At 47.3% G+C, this 15,808-nt stretch carries 20 protein-coding genes, 1 tRNA gene, 1 pseudogene and 2 riboswitches; of the genes and pseudogenes, 4 read left to right on the top strand and 18 right to left on the bottom strand.

The features are described from left to right. The first annotated feature begins 47 nt into the window (after positions 1 to 47). The 3 genes from QBE54_RS07255 (at position 48) to pdxT (ending at position 2,068) form a co-directional block, all read left to right on the top strand. A complete protein-coding gene (locus QBE54_RS07255; protein WP_369017531.1) occupies positions 48 to 179 on the top strand; it encodes a hypothetical protein in 132 nt (43 codons plus the stop codon). A gap of 219 nt (positions 180 to 398) precedes the next feature. Beyond that, positions 399 to 545, top strand: a riboswitch (FMN riboswitch). A 65-nt stretch (positions 546 to 610) separates the two neighbouring features. Then, positions 611 to 1,486, top strand: a complete 876-nt coding sequence (pdxS, locus tag QBE54_RS07260; RefSeq protein WP_369017532.1) for a pyridoxal 5'-phosphate synthase lyase subunit PdxS — start codon at positions 611 to 613, stop codon at positions 1,484 to 1,486. Positions 1,487 to 1,489: 3 nt separating this feature from the next. Continuing rightward, positions 1,490 to 2,068: a pyridoxal 5'-phosphate synthase glutaminase subunit PdxT gene (pdxT, locus tag QBE54_RS07265; protein WP_369017533.1), complete on the top strand. Its 579-nt coding sequence runs from the start codon at positions 1,490 to 1,492 to the stop codon at positions 2,066 to 2,068. Between the two features lie 169 nt (positions 2,069 to 2,237). On the opposite strand, the gene QBE54_RS07270 is transcribed toward pdxT, so the two are convergent. From QBE54_RS07270 to QBE54_RS07290, 5 genes are all read right to left on the bottom strand, one after another. Next, a tRNA-Arg gene (locus QBE54_RS07270) sits at positions 2,238 to 2,314 on the bottom strand. Between the two features lie 116 nt (positions 2,315 to 2,430). After that, positions 2,431 to 3,333: a dihydrodipicolinate synthase family protein gene (locus tag QBE54_RS07275; protein ID WP_369017534.1), complete on the bottom strand. Its 903-nt coding sequence runs from the start codon at positions 3,331 to 3,333 to the stop codon at positions 2,431 to 2,433. Then, positions 3,330 to 4,838: a tripartite tricarboxylate transporter permease gene (locus QBE54_RS07280; protein WP_369017535.1), complete on the bottom strand. Its 1,509-nt coding sequence runs from the start codon at positions 4,836 to 4,838 to the stop codon at positions 3,330 to 3,332. Before QBE54_RS07280 ends, QBE54_RS07275 begins: the two co-directional genes overlap by 4 nt. 27 nt (positions 4,839 to 4,865) lie before the next feature. After that, the gene (locus tag QBE54_RS07285; RefSeq protein WP_369017536.1) at positions 4,866 to 5,294 is read right to left on the bottom strand and encodes a tripartite tricarboxylate transporter TctB family protein; all 429 of its coding nucleotides are present in this window, start codon (positions 5,292 to 5,294) and stop codon (positions 4,866 to 4,868) included. Between the two features lie 19 nt (positions 5,295 to 5,313). Then, positions 5,314 to 6,288, bottom strand: coding sequence for a tripartite tricarboxylate transporter substrate binding protein (locus QBE54_RS07290; RefSeq protein WP_369017537.1), 975 nt, complete (start codon positions 6,286 to 6,288; stop codon positions 5,314 to 5,316). Positions 6,289 to 6,487: 199 nt separating this feature from the next. Next, a riboswitch (FMN riboswitch) is annotated at positions 6,488 to 6,634 on the top strand. Positions 6,635 to 6,705: 71 nt separating this feature from the next. On the opposite strand from QBE54_RS07290, the gene QBE54_RS07295 reads away from it, so the two are divergent. After that, on the top strand, positions 6,706 to 7,281 hold the full coding sequence (locus QBE54_RS07295; protein ID WP_369017538.1) for an ECF transporter S component: 576 nt from the start codon (positions 6,706 to 6,708) through the stop codon (positions 7,279 to 7,281). Here QBE54_RS07295 and QBE54_RS07300 read toward each other — a convergent pair. From QBE54_RS07300 to QBE54_RS07360, 13 genes and pseudogenes are all read right to left on the bottom strand, one after another. Next, positions 7,250 to 7,798, bottom strand: coding sequence for a methylated-DNA--[protein]-cysteine S-methyltransferase (locus tag QBE54_RS07300; protein ID WP_369017539.1), 549 nt, complete (start codon positions 7,796 to 7,798; stop codon positions 7,250 to 7,252). The genes QBE54_RS07295 and QBE54_RS07300 overlap by 32 nt on opposite strands. After that, positions 7,792 to 8,460: a ribulose-phosphate 3-epimerase gene (rpe, locus tag QBE54_RS07305; RefSeq protein WP_369017540.1), complete on the bottom strand. Its 669-nt coding sequence runs from the start codon at positions 8,458 to 8,460 to the stop codon at positions 7,792 to 7,794. The genes QBE54_RS07300 and rpe overlap by 7 nt, the downstream gene beginning before the upstream one ends. A 114-nt stretch (positions 8,461 to 8,574) precedes the next feature. Then, on the bottom strand, positions 8,575 to 8,640 hold the full coding sequence (locus QBE54_RS07310; RefSeq protein WP_369019415.1) for a hypothetical protein: 66 nt from the start codon (positions 8,638 to 8,640) through the stop codon (positions 8,575 to 8,577). Positions 8,641 to 8,665: 25 nt separating this feature from the next. Next, a pseudogene (locus tag QBE54_RS07315) lies at positions 8,666 to 9,487 on the bottom strand (galactitol-1-phosphate 5-dehydrogenase); the annotation flags it as partial. A gap of 5 nt (positions 9,488 to 9,492) precedes the next feature. Next, positions 9,493 to 10,530, bottom strand: coding sequence for an alcohol dehydrogenase catalytic domain-containing protein (locus tag QBE54_RS07320; protein ID WP_369017541.1), 1,038 nt, complete (start codon positions 10,528 to 10,530; stop codon positions 9,493 to 9,495). 101 nt (positions 10,531 to 10,631) lie between these two features. Continuing rightward, positions 10,632 to 11,069 (bottom strand): OsmC family protein, encoded by a 438-nt coding sequence (locus QBE54_RS07325; RefSeq protein ID WP_369017542.1) that lies wholly within the window; start codon positions 11,067 to 11,069, stop codon positions 10,632 to 10,634. 17 nt (positions 11,070 to 11,086) lie between these two features. Next, positions 11,087 to 11,665 carry a hypothetical protein gene (locus QBE54_RS07330; protein ID WP_369017543.1) on the bottom strand — a complete coding sequence of 193 codons (579 nt, stop codon included), beginning with the start codon at positions 11,663 to 11,665 and terminating at the stop codon, positions 11,087 to 11,089. 13 nt (positions 11,666 to 11,678) lie between these two features. Beyond that, the gene (phoU, locus tag QBE54_RS07335; protein WP_369017544.1) at positions 11,679 to 12,341 is read right to left on the bottom strand and encodes a phosphate signaling complex protein PhoU; all 663 of its coding nucleotides are present in this window, start codon (positions 12,339 to 12,341) and stop codon (positions 11,679 to 11,681) included. A gap of 41 nt (positions 12,342 to 12,382) precedes the next feature. Continuing rightward, positions 12,383 to 12,862 carry a metallophosphoesterase gene (locus tag QBE54_RS07340; RefSeq protein ID WP_369017545.1) on the bottom strand — a complete coding sequence of 160 codons (480 nt, stop codon included), beginning with the start codon at positions 12,860 to 12,862 and terminating at the stop codon, positions 12,383 to 12,385. Positions 12,863 to 12,874: 12 nt separating this feature from the next. Beyond that, the gene (locus QBE54_RS07345; RefSeq protein WP_369017546.1) at positions 12,875 to 13,372 is read right to left on the bottom strand and encodes a nitroreductase family protein; all 498 of its coding nucleotides are present in this window, start codon (positions 13,370 to 13,372) and stop codon (positions 12,875 to 12,877) included. Between the two features lie 14 nt (positions 13,373 to 13,386). Next, positions 13,387 to 14,475, bottom strand: a complete 1,089-nt coding sequence (locus tag QBE54_RS07350; protein WP_369017547.1) for a DUF763 domain-containing protein — start codon at positions 14,473 to 14,475, stop codon at positions 13,387 to 13,389. Beyond that, positions 14,472 to 14,954 carry an adenosine-specific kinase gene (locus QBE54_RS07355; RefSeq protein WP_369017548.1) on the bottom strand — a complete coding sequence of 161 codons (483 nt, stop codon included), beginning with the start codon at positions 14,952 to 14,954 and terminating at the stop codon, positions 14,472 to 14,474. The genes QBE54_RS07350 and QBE54_RS07355 overlap by 4 nt, the downstream gene beginning before the upstream one ends. Positions 14,955 to 14,975: 21 nt before the next feature. Further along, the gene (locus QBE54_RS07360) at positions 14,976 to 15,800 is read right to left on the bottom strand and encodes a ParB/RepB/Spo0J family partition protein (protein WP_369017549.1); all 825 of its coding nucleotides are present in this window, start codon (positions 15,798 to 15,800) and stop codon (positions 14,976 to 14,978) included. Positions 15,801 to 15,808: the final 8 nt, after the last annotated feature.

The following is a 15,808-nucleotide window of genomic DNA, read 5'->3' on the forward strand; positions in this document are numbered from 1 at the left end:
AATGAGCACCTGTGGAGTTATTCATTAATCAAGAAAGGGAAAGAGCGATGAAAAACAAGGTTTTGTGGTTTTCCTTCCTGGCGTTTATAGCCATAACGGCAGCTTCTTTTTATCTTCTTTATACCGCTTTACACCTTTTGCAAGAGATGCAGAAACAAGCCTTCTTTGGTGCGCCATGAGAAAACCGAATATATATAGCTCCTCCTTTTCTGGTAGGAAACTGTCGGCTTTTATTTACCAGGGTTAGTTTTAAAGGACACCCTGCTCCACATTTCCCTAAAAAAGAAAGGATAGCCTTCACAGCAACGATTTCTCGGAAAGATAAAAACTCAAATTTTTATTGATGTTTTGGTATCTGTTATTGTATACTCACTGCAAACAGAATATGGAAGAAATTTTCAAACCTTCGGGGCAGGGTGAGGAGGAAATCCTCCAATTCCCGACCGGTGGTGATGCCCCCTCGAGGGGACGAGCCCATCAGCCTCAGCGGTTGAACCGGTGAGAATCCGGTGCCGACGGTATAGTCCGAATGAGCGAAGGTTAATATTTGTTTTTAAGGCCCCAACGAAGGTTGGGGCCTTTTTTTATCAGAAAGGGAGGTCTTTGCAAAATGCAGAAAGGAAGCTGGATAGTCAAAAGGGGCTTTGCAGAAATGCTTAAAAACGGGGTTATCATGGATGTAACCACTCCTGAACAAGCTCGCATTGCAGAAGACGCAGGAGCAGTAGCTGTGATGGCTCTCGAGCGGGTGCCTGCGGATATCCGTCGGGAAGGCGGAGTAGCTCGTATGGCATCAATCGAAAAAATCGTTTCCATCATGGAGGCTGTGTCCATTCCGGTCATGGCAAAAGTGCGTATTGGACATATTGCAGAAGCACGGGTTCTCGAAGCGTTAGGAGTGGATTTTATTGATGAAAGCGAGGTGCTTACTCCCGCTGACGAAGAATGCCATATCGACAAAAATGTTTTCACCGTACCCTTTGTTTGTGGTGCTCGAGACCTGGGAGAAGCCCTAAGAAAAATCCAGGAAGGTGCAGCGATGATTCGAACAAAGGGGGAAGCTGGAACGGGAAATGTTGTTGAAGCCGTTCGTCACATGAGGAGAATGGTGCGAGAAATCAATTATGTGTGTACCTTACCATCTGAGGAACTTCCTCGAGTAGCTAAAGAAATGGGTGTGTCTGTTGCTCTTCTTGAAGAAGTCCGTAAGGAAAAACGCCTTCCTGTAGTGAATTTTGCCGCTGGTGGGATTGCAACACCCCAGGACGCTGCCCTCATGCGGATGCTTGGAGCTGATGGCATTTTTGTCGGTTCCGGCATCTTCAAATCTGAAAACCCAGCGGTTTTTGCTCAAAAGATTGTGCAGGCTTGCGCTTTCTTCGACGATCCCAAAGTACTTCTTGAAGCATGTAAAGGCATCGAAGGGGCTATGAAGGGTTGTAGTACAGAAGAGCTTCAACTCTCTTTACAAGAACGGGGGTGGTAAACAATGAAAATTGGTATTCTTGGTTTTCAGGGAGGAATTAAAGAACATGAAAGAATGCTAAAACAGCTTGGAGTGGAAACTCGTCGGATACGCTATATCCAGGACCTTGATAAAATAGATGCCATGATTCTTCCTGGTGGAGAAAGCACCACAATGGGCATTTTTCTACATAATTCTGGCCTTTTAAAACCCCTAAAAGAAGCAGTCGAAAAGGGTATGCCTGTATTGGCCACTTGCGCAGGCTTGATACTACTTGCTCAAGAAGTTGAAGGATTGAGCTTTGCTTCACTGAAGGTACTTCCAGTCAGGGTACGAAGAAATGCTTACGGGAGACAAAAAGAAAGTTTTACTACTCAAATCAACCTTTCTTTTGATAAGGCAAGACCCTTCCCAGGCGTTTTTATCCGAGCTCCCAAAATAGAAAAAACGCTTGAGGATAAAGTAGAGGTACTTTCCTTTCTTGAGGAACAGCCAGTAATGATTCGGTACGGCAAGATAATTGGTTGTACGTTTCATCCCGAACTTACATCTGATACCAGAGTGCACAAGTATTTTCTACAAGTAATCTCCGCAAAAAACTGATACGCTTAAATAATTGCTTTTAAAACTTGACAAAAAGGCTCACCTCCTGTGTTCTCGGGTGAGCCTTTCAAGCACTACGGACTCGTACTTTTTAAGGCAGAAAAACCGCCTTTTGCAAAAAGAGGGACTTTCCTTTCTCGCAGGCTTGTGAAGCGGGTTTCAGCACTTCTGGCGCGCCTGGAGGGACTCGAACCCCCAACCTACGGATTAGAAGTCCGTTGCTCTATCCTGTTGAGCTACAGGCGCACCAACAAATCTTTACCGTTTTTTACCTCTTTGAAATATATTACTATTTATTCGAAAAGTCAACAGGTGCCAGGTTCCTGAACAGTCCAAAAACAGGGAAAACCACATCTGGTTCTTTAAATAGAATACCCGGTTTCCTCAAGGACCGCTTTCAGCTTTTCTCGTAACTTCTCTACTTCGGAAAAAGAAAGAGTCCGCAGGGGAAAGCGCATAAAGCCACCACCGAAACCACGTATTGCCAGTGCAGCCTTTAAGGTCGCCAAACTGGCTCCCTCTCCCAGCGCTTTAGATATGGCAATCAGCTTGCGTTGCAAAATCTGGGCTTTTGCATACTCACGCTTTTGAAAAGCCTGCCAGACATCCAGGAAAGGCTCTGGAAAAACTCCTCCCGGGCCAGTTACCGAGCCATGGGCACCAAAAATCAACACCGAAAGAAAGAGCCGATCGCAACCCACTATTACTCTGAACCCAGCAGAAGAGGAAAGGATGTACTCAGATATGGTATTGAAGCTACCGCTTGAATCCTTAATGCCCACTATGTTGGGGAATTCCTGCCCCAAACGGGCAACCGTAGATGCCGAAAGGTTGTTGCCGGTAAGAGAAGGGATGTTATAAAGGTAAAGCGGAAAATCTTCAAACTTGCGGGCTAACGAAGCGTAATAATGGTACAGTTCCTCCTGAGTGTAGGAATAGTAAAAGGGAGTTACCACACCTGCTCCGTCAACACCCAGAGAACGAGCATGCTCAATCAACTCACAAGTATCTTCAAAGTTGACAGTGCCACAGTGAGCAACAATGGTCATTTTCCCTTCATTCGCAGAAACTATGGTCTCAAGAACCTTTTTCCGCTCTTCCAGAGATAAAATCTGTGCTTCCGCAGTAGTACCGCAGGCAAAAATTCCATGCACTCCCTTGGCAATCAAAAATTTCATATATTCCCTCAGAGCGCCATGGTCAACCCGACCCTGAGCATCAAATGGTGTCAGGTGGGCAACAACAACACCTTCCAGTAACCTCATGCCACTCTCTCCTTTCTTTTCCAACGCATGAAAACAGGACCTAAAAGCGCTATAACGGTTCCTATAATAAGGACCAAAGCTATGGGCCTATTCAGAAAAATGAAGGAACTACCGTGGGAAATAATAAGCGCAGTACGGAAATTTCGTTCCACCATGGGACCAAGAATTAAGGCCAGAATAATTGGACCCAGAGGAAAATCGTAACGGCGAAACAAAAAACCCAGAATACCCCCGCCAAGCGCCACCCATACGTCAAAAACCCGATTGTTCAGCGAGAACGAACCGACTATGGACAAAATAACTATGACCGACCACATAATGGGCTTGGGGAGCAAAATAAACCCTCCCACAAAACGAGAAAAGAAAAAGCCAATCACCAAGAATATAAGGTTAACAAGCACCATCAGACCAATTACCGTAAAGACGAAATCAGCCCTATCTCGGAACATTGCTGGTCCGGGTTGAACACCATACATGATGAAAGAACCAATCAGCACTGCAGTGACTGCATCACCAGGTATGCCGAGAGACATCATGGTGGTAAGAGCACCGCCCAGGCAAGCATTGTTTGCAGCACAGGTTGCTGCCAGACCTTCTATTGAACCCTTACCAAATTCCTCCTTACGACGGGACACCCTCCGCGAAAATTCCCAACCCAAAAGCGAAGCAATGTCAGCCCCCGAACCCGGGATAGCACCAATAATAACTCCTGTAATGCTTCCAATTAATGTTGCAGGAAGAGTCCGGATAAATTCACCTGCGGTAACCAGCATTCTTCCCAGCTTTTTACCAACCAGATGCCCTATCTGGGTTTCTGCTTTGCTGCCACTCTCAACACCAGTAAACATTTGATAAAACACTTCACCCAGACCGAAAATACCAATCATCAAGGGGATAAAGGATATACCACCCAAGAGTTCGGTTGAGCCAAAGCTAAAACGGGGAGTGGCCAGCATGGGGTCAAGCCCTACCATAGCCAAAGCAAGACCAATAAAACCGGCAATTAACCCCTTCACAATAGAAGTTCCAGAAACAGCAACCATCATGCTCAAACCGAAAAGACCGAGCGCAAAATATTCTGGAGGTCCAAAAGAAAGCGCAAAGCGGGCCAGGGGGAAAGCTGCCAGAATAAACACCAGAGAACCAAATAACCCTCCGATCGCTGAGTAGAGCACGTTAATTCCCAGCGCTAAGCCCGCTTTTCCCTGCTGCACCAGAGGATAGCCATCAAAAGTAGAAGCGATAGAAGCCGGGGTACCCGGTATGTTAATCAATATCGCTGATATACCACCTGAAAAAATGGCAGAATTCCACACTCCAACTAGTACCGCAAGACCGCTCTGATACGGTAACCAGAAAGTCAACGGAGTAAGAATAGCTACAGCCATAGTAGCTGTGAGACCTGGCAAGGTCCCAACAATCAGCCCAAGCAACACTCCCATCACAAGGTATAAAAACACATCAGGTTGTAATATTTGCACCAAAGCCATTAGCATGTCATTCATGGCTACTCTCCCACAATTATTGAGATGTCAGAAAAACCTAACCCGGAAAGCTTGAGTGAAGAGAAAGTAAACTCCAACCGAAATTAACCCTGAAGACAGCAATGAAAAAAGCGGCTTCAGCTTCATAACATATTGAATAAAGAAAAGATAGAGCAAAGTGTTCACCAAAAAGGAGCCTCGTCCCCACAAAAGCAGGTAAACCACAGTAGCTGCAATCAAAAGCAAGAGGCGAAACGCTGATGGTAAATTCACAGGAGATTTCTCTTCATGCTTTCTCTTTTTTAGACCCTGAAAAAACAGCAAACTACCCAGAATAACCAGACCAAAAGCCACAATACGAGGAAAAAGAGCCGGGTCCAGAGCATAACTCAAAACACCTCTGGGGAGCAAAGCGGCTCCCCAGAAGATGAAAATACCCAAAGCAACTGTAGCGAGACCAAAAATTAAATCAGCCACGTCAGTGTTTTAATCTCGGCTATTTTCCAGATTTACCCATTGCCCGGGGTATGAGCTCCATATACATCTCGTACTGCTGTTTGGCAAACTCTGCAAAAGAGGGACCGTCGAGATAGGCAAGCTGAATACCTCGCTCTTTCATAACCCTGGTGAAGGTCTCTGAGTTGAAAGCCTTGTAAAAAGCATCTGCGATTTTATCGTACACCTCTTTAGGAGTACCTTTTGGCAAAGCAAATCCACCCCAGGCCATTACGTTGATATCGTAACCCAGTTCTTTAGCCGTAGGCACATCGGGGAAAAGCTCGGTACGGGAGTCTCCCAGAACAGCGAGCATGCGCAAATCGCCTGATTGCACTCCCGAGAGCACTTCTGATGGACTGCAGGTTACCGCATGGATATGCCCTCCCAGAAGAGCAGCAACGCTGGGAGCCGCGCCATCAAAAGGAACAAAGGTGAATTTAACACCCAGCGCTTCCTCAAGAGCCAGACCAGCAATATGCCAGATAGAACCCGTGCCGGAAGTCCCAACCAGTATCTCGCCCGGATGTTCCTTGGCGTAGGCAACAAATTCCTCGAAAGTTTTATAAGGTGCGTCGGAACGGACCGTTAAAGCTGCAGGAACAATGTTAGTTCTCATTATAAGGTCAAAATCATCAGGCGAAATGTCAGCATAACCCAGAGCCTTTACCATGGAAAGCTCCACAGGCACATACCCAATTGTGTACCCGTCAGGCTTACTTTCTTTCAACTTTCCCATAGCAATGGCCCCCGAAGCACCGGTAATGTTAGTGGCAGTAATAGGCACGCCTAAAAACTCCTGAGCCGCAGCAGCCATAGCCCTTCCCACAGCATCGGAAACGCCTCCCGGTGCAGCCTGAATTATTAGGAGGATTTCTTTCTCCGGAAAGTCAGCACTGGCAACACCAGTCAGAAATACAAAAGAAAAAAGAGCTAAAACCAGTACCCCAACCACAAAAACCCTATTTTTTCTCATAGCTGGTTACCCCCCTCATAAAGGTTGAATAGCTTACTTTTCAATTGTAACAGAACAATTTTCACTAAACAACATGTACTATTAGTTTTCAGCTTTATCTACGCCTTTATAGAACCAAAATCACCTACCCGGCTCAATTTGACAAATCTCCAAACTTCCTTTACAATCATCTCGGTTTTTCTAAAAAACAAATAATAAAAAGCTTCTTCAGGGCAGGGTGAGGGCAGAAGTCCGATTCCCGACCGGCGGTGAGAGGTGGAAAGCCTCAAGCCCGCGAGCCCCAAAGGGGGGTTGATCCGGTGCAAATCCGGAGCCGACGGTAAAGTCCGGATGGGAGAAGAAGCGAAGCCCACAAGCCCTGAAAAAACTTTCAGGGCTTTTTTGCCTCCTGAAGAAGCAAAAAGGGAGGTAAAAACCTTGAAAAAGCTGGTCTACGGCGCTGCTTTAAGCGGACTCTCTCTGGTTATCAGTCTTTTAATTCACTTCCCCATTATCCCCCAGGCTCCCTTTTTGCTCTACGACCCTGGTGACGTCCCAGTGTTAATAGCCGGCTTTAAGTTTGGAGCACCACTGGGAATAATGGTTACTGCTATTGTTGCCGTGCTCTTTGGACTCATCACCGGCGAGGGCGGACCCTGGGGTATCCTGATGCACTTTCTGGCAACAGGAACCTATGTGCTGGTAGCAAGCCTCATCTATTCCAAAAACCGAACCAGACAGGGCGCCCTGCTCGGGCTGATTGTAGCCCCCCTTTTCATGACCGGGGTAATGGTACTTGCCAATTTGGTGGTAACTCCCATATATCTTGGTGTAGAAAGGAATGTTGTGGTTGGAATGCTTCTTCCTGCCATCATACCTTTCAACTTACTAAAAGGAACCATCAACGGCGCACTCACTTTCCTCTTATACAAGAAGGTGAGTCACATTTTGGAAGAGCCCGCAAAAGCTAAAAAAGTGGCTGTTAGCGCTCAGGAAAACGGTCGTTCTTACTAATTTCCAGAGAAAGCAGGAGGATTTTCCAGCGCAAACCGTAGCTGGAAAATCCTCCTAAACCTCTTTTGCCCACCACTCGATGGCAGGGCAGAAGAACAGGAAAAGGGTTTTTGCTCAGTGCTAAACCCACTGCCCTCTGTGCCTGGGGCTTACCAACTCTCTGAGCCAGCTCCTGGTAAGTAATGACTTCACCCCAGGCGATAGTTTTGAGTTCCCAAAGAACGCTCCTTGTAAAAGGAGTAAAGCGTTCAATATAAAAATTGAAAGCAGGCATAAAATCGGGCAGAGGATTCGCAAAATAGGCTTCTAAAAATTCCTCAACTTCTCCCCGACCAGTATTCAAAAAAAGTTTTTTGCCCTGACAAAAGGGGTCTTGCTTCAAAAAGGAAAGCAGATATTCTTCCTTCAACCAGGCAGGAAGAACCACGCGCAAAAGAGCATCACCATAGTACGCCGTAAGGCCTGTCCCCCAAGGCGTATCATAAAAACGATAATAAACACAATTCCGAGCTAACACCGCTCACAAAACTCCCTGAAGCGGAGAGCAGCAACCTTTACATCTTCTTTACCAGAAAAAATGCTGGAAGTACCGGCAACAAAAACGTTGGCACCTGCTCTTTTAAGCAGGGGAACCGTTTTTTCGCCAATACCTCCGTCCACTTCAATGTCCAGCTGCCTATTTTTTTCAACCAGCATTTTGCGGACTACTTCAACCTTGGTTACTGCTTCGGGAATAAACCGCTGACCCACAAAACCTGGATCCACAGTCATAACCAGCACTAAATCAAGATAGGGCAAAAAGTATTCCAGCACAGAAGGAGGCGTGGCAGGTGAAAGAGCCACTCCTACTTTTTTCTGGTGCTTTTTGATGAGGTCAATCAGGTGATAGACTCGGGTCGTGGTTTCCACGTGAAAAGTGATGATGTCAGCCCCCAACTCTGCAAAAAGAGGTATGAAACGCTCTGGATCCTGCACCATCAGGTGGACATCAAAAAGCAGGTGTGTTTGGGGACGGAGCTTGCGCATTAAATTAGTGCCAATAGCAAAATTGGGCACGAAATGCCCGTCCATAATATCTATGTGGAGCATGTCCACTCCACCTTCTTCCAGCTTCCTCACTTCAGAAAGCAAGTGCAGATAATCAGCGCAGTCCAACGAAGCAGAGATTTTAATCGACAACGGAAATTCCCCCTTCAGCCCAAGGAGCAATAATTACCTTGGAGTAAAAAACCTCTTTGCGAAGCATGGCTTCCAAAAAACCGGGAACCTCGTGAAGAGGTAAAAGATGCGAAATCACTCTTTTAAGAGTCCCTCTTTCCGCTTTCGCCAGCTGCAAAACCCGTTCCCAGTCAGAATCAAAAGCAGTAAAATGAGAGTTCCAGCTACCCAAAAGCGTTAATTCCTTGCGAAGAATGAGACTAAAATGTTTAGGGGTAATGGTAAATTCTTTTTCCTGGTTACCCAGCAAAACCAGAGTACCTCTTTTCTGCACCCGGAAAAAGGATTGTAAAAAGGCAGAAGAGTTCCCCGAAGCCTCAAAGACTTTCTCAAAGAGCAGGTCCTCTTCTTCATTGGGCGACATTATTACATCAAATGCAAAACGCTTTGCAAAATCCCGACGCCGGGGGTCAACCTCAAAGCCAGCCACCAAAGATGCACCGCTCAACCGAGCCCAATAGCCAGTTAAAAGGCCAATAGGACCCAGGCCAAACACAGCTACTCGGTCACCTGGGGATATCAAAGCACGGCGGACGGCGTGCAAGGTTACTGCAGCCGGCTCGGTAAGCGCACCTTCTTCAAAGGAAACTTCGTCCGGCAAAGCAACCAGATTGTGAACCGGGGCGACTACATACTCTGCAAAAGCCCCGTTCCTGCGAGAACCCAGGTAATCATAGGCATCACAGAGTTCGAAATACCCAGATTCACAAAACGCACACTTGCGACAGGGAATAAGCGGATAAACAGTAACCTTCTCCCCAACCCATTTTTCGCCAAGGTCGCATCCCGCTTTCACCACTTCTCCCGCAAACTCGTGTCCCGGGACAAGTGGGTAAAAATAGGCAAGGTCACCAAAAATCCTTGGTAAGTCTGAACCACAAATACCACAGGCCCATACCTTAACCAGCACTTCGCCCTTACCAGGCTGCGGTAAGGGTACTTCTTCCAGAACCAGCTGCCCTTTGCTTTTGAGAACCAGCGCTCTCATCGTATTCACGGATTAACCACAACCTTTAATCCCTGATGAGACTCTGCAACTTCAAAAGCTTTATGGATTTCAGAAAGCGGGAAGCGGTGAGTAATATATTGGGAAGCTTTCACCATTCCCTTTTCCATTACTTGAAGAGCCTTATGGTGATGCCTGGGCAAACTCCCATGGCTCCCCAGGAGCATACACTCTTTATAGTGAATGAGGTTACTGTCAATGCTAATCTTTCGAGACCCTTTAGGTAACCCACCAAAAAAGTTGACCCTTCCCCGATGGCGAACCAGTTCAAGCGCCAGCTCCTGGGCATCGGGCGAAGCGCAAGCCACCATTACCACATCAATTCCCTCTCCATGAGTTACCTCCATAACTTTATCTATCAAATGTTCATCGCCAGAAAGAAAATAGTGGTCAGCACCGAACTGCTTGGCGGTTTCCAATCGGCTTAAAGAACGTTGAATAACTATTATATTGGTAGCGCCCATATAGCGGCCCATTTCAATCATCATACAACCGATTGGCCCTGCGCCAATAATTCCCAGCGTATCTCCAACACCCAGAGAGCTCATTTCCAAGCCGTTTATAGCACAAGCCAGAGGTTCAGCAAGGGCTGCTTCGTCAAAGGAAAGAGAATCAGGTATATGATGCACCGCTCCCTGAATCACAGTAAGCTTATTCAAAAGAATGTACTCGGCAAAACCTCCCGGAAACTGATACCCTATGGCGTAGTTTATGGCACAGTTGGTGCCCATGCCATTCTGGCACCAGTAGCACTCTCCACAGGGAACATCTGCCCCTATAGCTACCCGGTCACCAGGTTTAAATTTCTTCACCCCTTCTCCAACTTCGACCACTTCACCAGCAATTTCATGACCAACTATTTGGGGAAAGTGAACTCGGGGATTACCGTAATGCATTATTCTGATATCGGAACCACATATCGCACAGGAACGAACCCGGACCAGAACTTCCCCCTCTGCAACTTGGTAATCGGGGACTTCTTCTACCACCAGTTGATCAATGCCTCTGAGAAGCGCTGCCCTCATCGTTTACCTCCCCCAATTAATATATGAACAAAGCATAGCCCTGCAAAGATTCGTTGCAGGGCTATGCTTTTTGTCAAACATGTACTCTGTAACCTTAAATCTCAAGCTTTAACAAACGTACCACTAACTTGGGTACCCTTGCCCAGGGTATCAGAAACCGGACACCTCTTCTCTGCTTCTTGCATCAGCACCTTGAGTTGTTCATCGCTGAGATTACCCTTGACCTTCACTGTGTAGCGCACAGCAAGAAATCCTGGACGGACCAGGTTATACTGGCCCATGAAGCCCCGGGGATCCAGGTCGCCCTCTGCCTCCACTTCTACGCCCTCAACGGGCAAGTTTTTCTCCTGAGCAACCACCCTGACAACGATGCCCAAGCACCCAATTAAAGAAGCAAGCAACCCTTCAACCGGGTTGGGGGCTGAGTCTTTGCCACCCAAATTCTCCGGTTCATCAAACGCCATTTGAAACTGACGTACCTGGACATCTACTCGCAAGCCTTCCTGAAGCTTGCCACTCGCCTTAAATGTTAACGCCATGTCGTAAACCTCCCTATTCAGTATTTTGGAAAACACAGCACTTCACAGATTTTGAGTTTGAAAAAGGAATTCTGGTGCGCTGCACGTAATACCAAAGCAGTATCAGCGCCCCTGCCGCTCCCGCCAATAGAAATGATTTCCCGATCAGTAGGTACACATCCTGCATCAGCAGCCATAATGGCTACCTCCACAGCTACTTTAAAGCCCTGAGAAATGCGACGATAGCTTTCAGCAATCACTTCAGGTATGCTCAGGCCACCAAATTTTTCCCGAAAAGAACGATTGATGCCACTCAGAGCGTGAGAAGCCATAACTATCGAAACGCCAGCTTCGGTAAGCTTTTCTCTGGTTTCAGAAGAGAGGGAAATGCTGTCTCCTCCATTAAAACCACAGTGATAGGTAACCGCAACCAGCTTGCCCAAAAAAGCACGCTGTTGAGCTTTCTCAAGAAGCCTGAGCGCAGTATCACCACTGCTTGTGGCCACCACAAGGTGCTCAATTTTATCCTGAAGGGCTCTTTCCAGAGCTAAATCCAGGGTAAGGTCAGTATTCCCTGCTCCGGGTTTATCAAAGTAAATGATTTCCTTTCTTTCCACAGCCTCCACCCCCTCACTGGTGCAACTCGATCATCTCACCGGTCTCCATATAGTATATCCGCTCGGTAACGTTGGTAATGTGGTCTCCAATGCGCTCCAGATAGCGGGCAATCATTAAAACCCAGATGCCTGGTCGGGCAAGTTGTGGATTGGCTTCAATACTGGTTACCACTCCTTCATGCACTGTGCGGTAAAGAGCATCGACCTGCTCATCTCGATCAATAATTCTCTGCACAATTCCCAGGTCCCTCCTAACAAAAGCAGTAGAAGTGTCCTCAAGCATTTCCACAACGATTTCTGCCATTTTAACCACGTCAGTAACCACCTTAAGAAGCGGGCTATCGGAGAGGCGAATGCTGAATTTAGCAATATCTATGGAGTAGTCGCCGATACGCTCCACATCGGTAATAATTTTGAGAATCGCCGCAATGGTTCTCAAATCCCTGGCAACCGGCTGCTCGAGAGCGATAAGCTGCAAACACTTTTCCTCAATCTTAAAATTATAATCGTCCACCACATCGTCAAGCGCAATAACTTCTTTGGCCTTTGCAACGTCTCTCTCTTTAAGAGATTCGATAGCCATGACCAGCATTTTTTCTGCTGCCTTGATCATGTTGACCAGGCTTTCCTGCAAGTTTTGAAGCTCTTGCCTGAAATGTTCTCGCGGTATAGTCAAACCCAAAAACCTCCCACACAAGCACTATTTGTAATATTAAATCAAATCTCGATTAATTTCGCTACCCCCTTCGATAAATCACAAATTGCCACCGTGGGCTTGCCACTCAAAAGACCACAAACCTCCCCAGGATTAACCAGCAACTTACCCCGATTTTCTTTGATAACTGCCTGATGCGTGTGGCCATATACCACCAGGTCAAAATGGGCACTCTCAAAAGCGGCTTCGGCAGGTTGCGGATAGTGACTAACCCAGATGCGGTATCCTTTTTCCTCTATCTTCAGGTGAGGATTGGAAATCTTTCCCGAAGAACGTTCAAAAATCCCCAGAACCTCACCGTCGTTGTTGCCCCTCACTCCGTACCAGGGCAGAGAAAGCTGGGCAAGCAAGGCCACACTGAAAGGAGCCACATAATCCCCAGCATGGATGATGAGCTCAGCACCTTCACTTTGGAGGACTTCCAGGGCCTTCTTCAGGTTCTGCAGGTGGTCGTGGCTATCAGACAGTACACCAACCAGCAATTGAACCACCTCCTAAAACTTTTCCCAGTGCAAAACGTCCTTCAGCGCTCGTTTGTAGATTTCCCCTCGCGGTCGCTCCGCAGGGTACCCAATAGGAATTAAGCTTATCAGCTTGTAACCGTTGGGAACACCAAGCTTTTCTCTCACCGCTTCAGCGTATGCTTTTTTGTCCCCTGCCACCCAACAAGCACCAAGGCCCAGGGCGCAAGCAGCGATTAAGATGTTTTCCGTAGCCGCACAACCATCCTCAAGGTAATACTTGGTCTCCTTGCAAAAAACAGCAACCAGAACCGGCGCGTCCTTGATAAACTTGCCGTAGTCAGTAAGTCGAGCAATCTCCTCTCTCTTTGCGCTTTCAGTAACCACCACAAACTCCCAGGGCTGGATATTGATTGCCGAAGGAGCCAGTCTTGCACAATCAATAATGGTCTCAATTTTTTCCTTCTCCACTGGTTGATTGGTAAACCTGCGAATAGAACGCCTTTCCCGCAAGGCTTCGATAGCATCCATGAACAACACCTCCTTTACCAGCCACTCAAAAGTTTTAACTGCTTATACATTTTATTTTTTTCCTGAGGGGTAGTCCGAACTCTGCGCAGCAGCTCTTCGAGAAAAGTAATACTTTCCTGATAGGTTTTGCGATCCACCGGGTAGGGAATTCCATCCTTTCCGCCATGAGCAAAGGAAAAACTCACCGGGTCTTTAAAGCTGGGAGGCGCACCCAGTACCACTTCTGAAGTGAGCGCCAGAGCCCGCAGGGTTTTAGGCCCTACCCCAGGTGTAGCTAAGAGACCTTCAAAATCAGCCGGCTTCTCCACACACAGATTATAAAGAGTTCTGGAAATACGGGAGAGGTCAAAGTCTCTCTCTTCAATGTGGTGCCGGGAAGGAAGTGCAAAATGCAATACTTTTTGCATTTCACCAATTAGCGCCTCCCCGTTTTGCTCGATAAGCTGCACCATACCCTTCCGGCAGTTTTCACTCTCTCGGGCTACCAGGTTAAGCACCCTGCTCTCCCTGCGCTGGGCACATATGCCACGGTGGGGCTCACAGACCAGGTCTTCGACCGTTTCGCTCAACCAGTGGTACCTCCTGGCCAGCCGTAGCGCTTCGTTCATTCCCTGCTGCACCACTGCCCAGTTACCGGAACTGGTAAAGAAAAACACGTGGTGATAAAGCTGGTACCCATCCTGCAAAGCGGCACTGTCAATCTTGGCCGTCATCTTGCTTAAATAAACAAGCTGGTCAGTAAATGAGAAAGAACAGCACTCTCCGTAAACCTGAATTTCCTGAGGTGTCTTGCGAGAGGTAGCCCCCTTGCCACCACAGATAAAAATCCCCAGCTCCTGCTCCCTGCCTCTAATTCCCTCTTTCAGTGCTCCGCAAAGGGTAGTGGTAACTCCGCTTGAGTGCCAGTCAAAACCCAGGAGACATCCCAGAGATTGAAAAAATAAGGGATCCGATATGCGACGCAAAAACTCCTCAGCACCAAAAAACTCCACTATAGCTTCAATAATCAAGCCTCCCAGGCGCTGCATCCTCTGAAAAAGCCAGCGGGGACACTTTCCCCCGTGAAGCGGAGAGTCCACAAAACCCCGACGTATTGCGCTCACAACTTATAGCCAAACCTCCTCAACAAAGCTTTGCGCTCTGCAATATCCTGCTCAGTTTCCACGCCCTTGGTTTTGAAACCATCAACAACTCCGAGAATAGCTCTCCCCTGGTCGGTTTCGGCAACAATCACCTGCACTGGATTAGCAGTAGCACAAAATATCCTGCAAACCTCAGGTACCATCTTCACTGCGTTCAGCACGTTGATGGGAAAACCCTCTTTAAGGAAGATCAAAAAAGCATGTCCGGCTGAAAGCAACATTGCATTTTCCTTGGCAAGTTCCGTCAGCTCCTCATCATTGCCACTGTAGCGTACCAGGCAAGGCCCAGAAGCCTCACAAAATGCAATGCCAAACTTGAGGTGAGGCGAAATTCCCACCAGGGCTTCGTGAAGGTCTTCAACGGTTTTAATAAAGTGTGAGTGACCCAAAATGAGGTTATACTGTTTCGGGTTTTTAAGCGCAACAATCTGGAGTTCCAAAGACAGTCCCCCCTTTCAAGTTTATTCCCTTTTTAACCAGGGTAAAACCTCCTCCAGCAGCCCTCCAACCTTTTGGCCCAAAGTCCTTCTCTCCAAAGCAGGTCGTTCTGGCTGCTCAATCCCTACAATCTCTTTCATAAAACCTTCCAGAGCCCTTTCAAAACCTATGTCATACCCCACCTTCTGGCTCTGAAACCACTTGTAATCCATTATATAAGCAAAGATGTCAGCCAGCCCTTTACCCGGAAAGGCTTCTTCAAGATTTTTCTCCACGATTTTCTGAACCACAGGGGTGTAGACACATAAAAACCAGTTTAACGCTGCCTCCTGAATGGGAACTTCTCTGCCTAAGGAAGCGCTCATCTGCCTGGCATGGTCCTGAATGTAGTTCAAAAAAGCATCATAGTGGCGCGGTTCAGTAGCATCAATGCCTTTCAAGCCAGTAATTCTTTCAAATTCGGCTCTTTTCTTGCGCAAAGCTTTGCTTTCGATTTTTGGAGAAGGGAAAAATTCAATCACTTCAGCATCGATGAATTCTCTTCCCAGCTCCTTGGCCACTGCCACTCGGTGATTTCCATCGAGTACGTAGTACTCATCTCCCACTTTGTAAACGATAATGGGGGGCAAGATTTCTCCTCTTTCCATCGCCCTCCTGATACGGTAATAGCGAGTGTCCGGGCGTTTAAGTCTAAAACCCGGCAAAAGGTCTGCTGCTCGCCCCACACTGCCCACTATTTTTTCAACCGGTATAGCATGAATTCCCCGATAGACCCGGTTGGAAAGTCCCAGCCGCCGCGAAACTTCACCAAAGGCCTTGATCCGTTCCCTGCTTCCTCTGACGGGCATTATTTCAC

This window comes from Thermatribacter velox (assembly GCF_038396615.1).
GTDB lineage: Bacteria > Atribacterota > Atribacteria > Atribacterales > Thermatribacteraceae > Thermatribacter > Thermatribacter velox.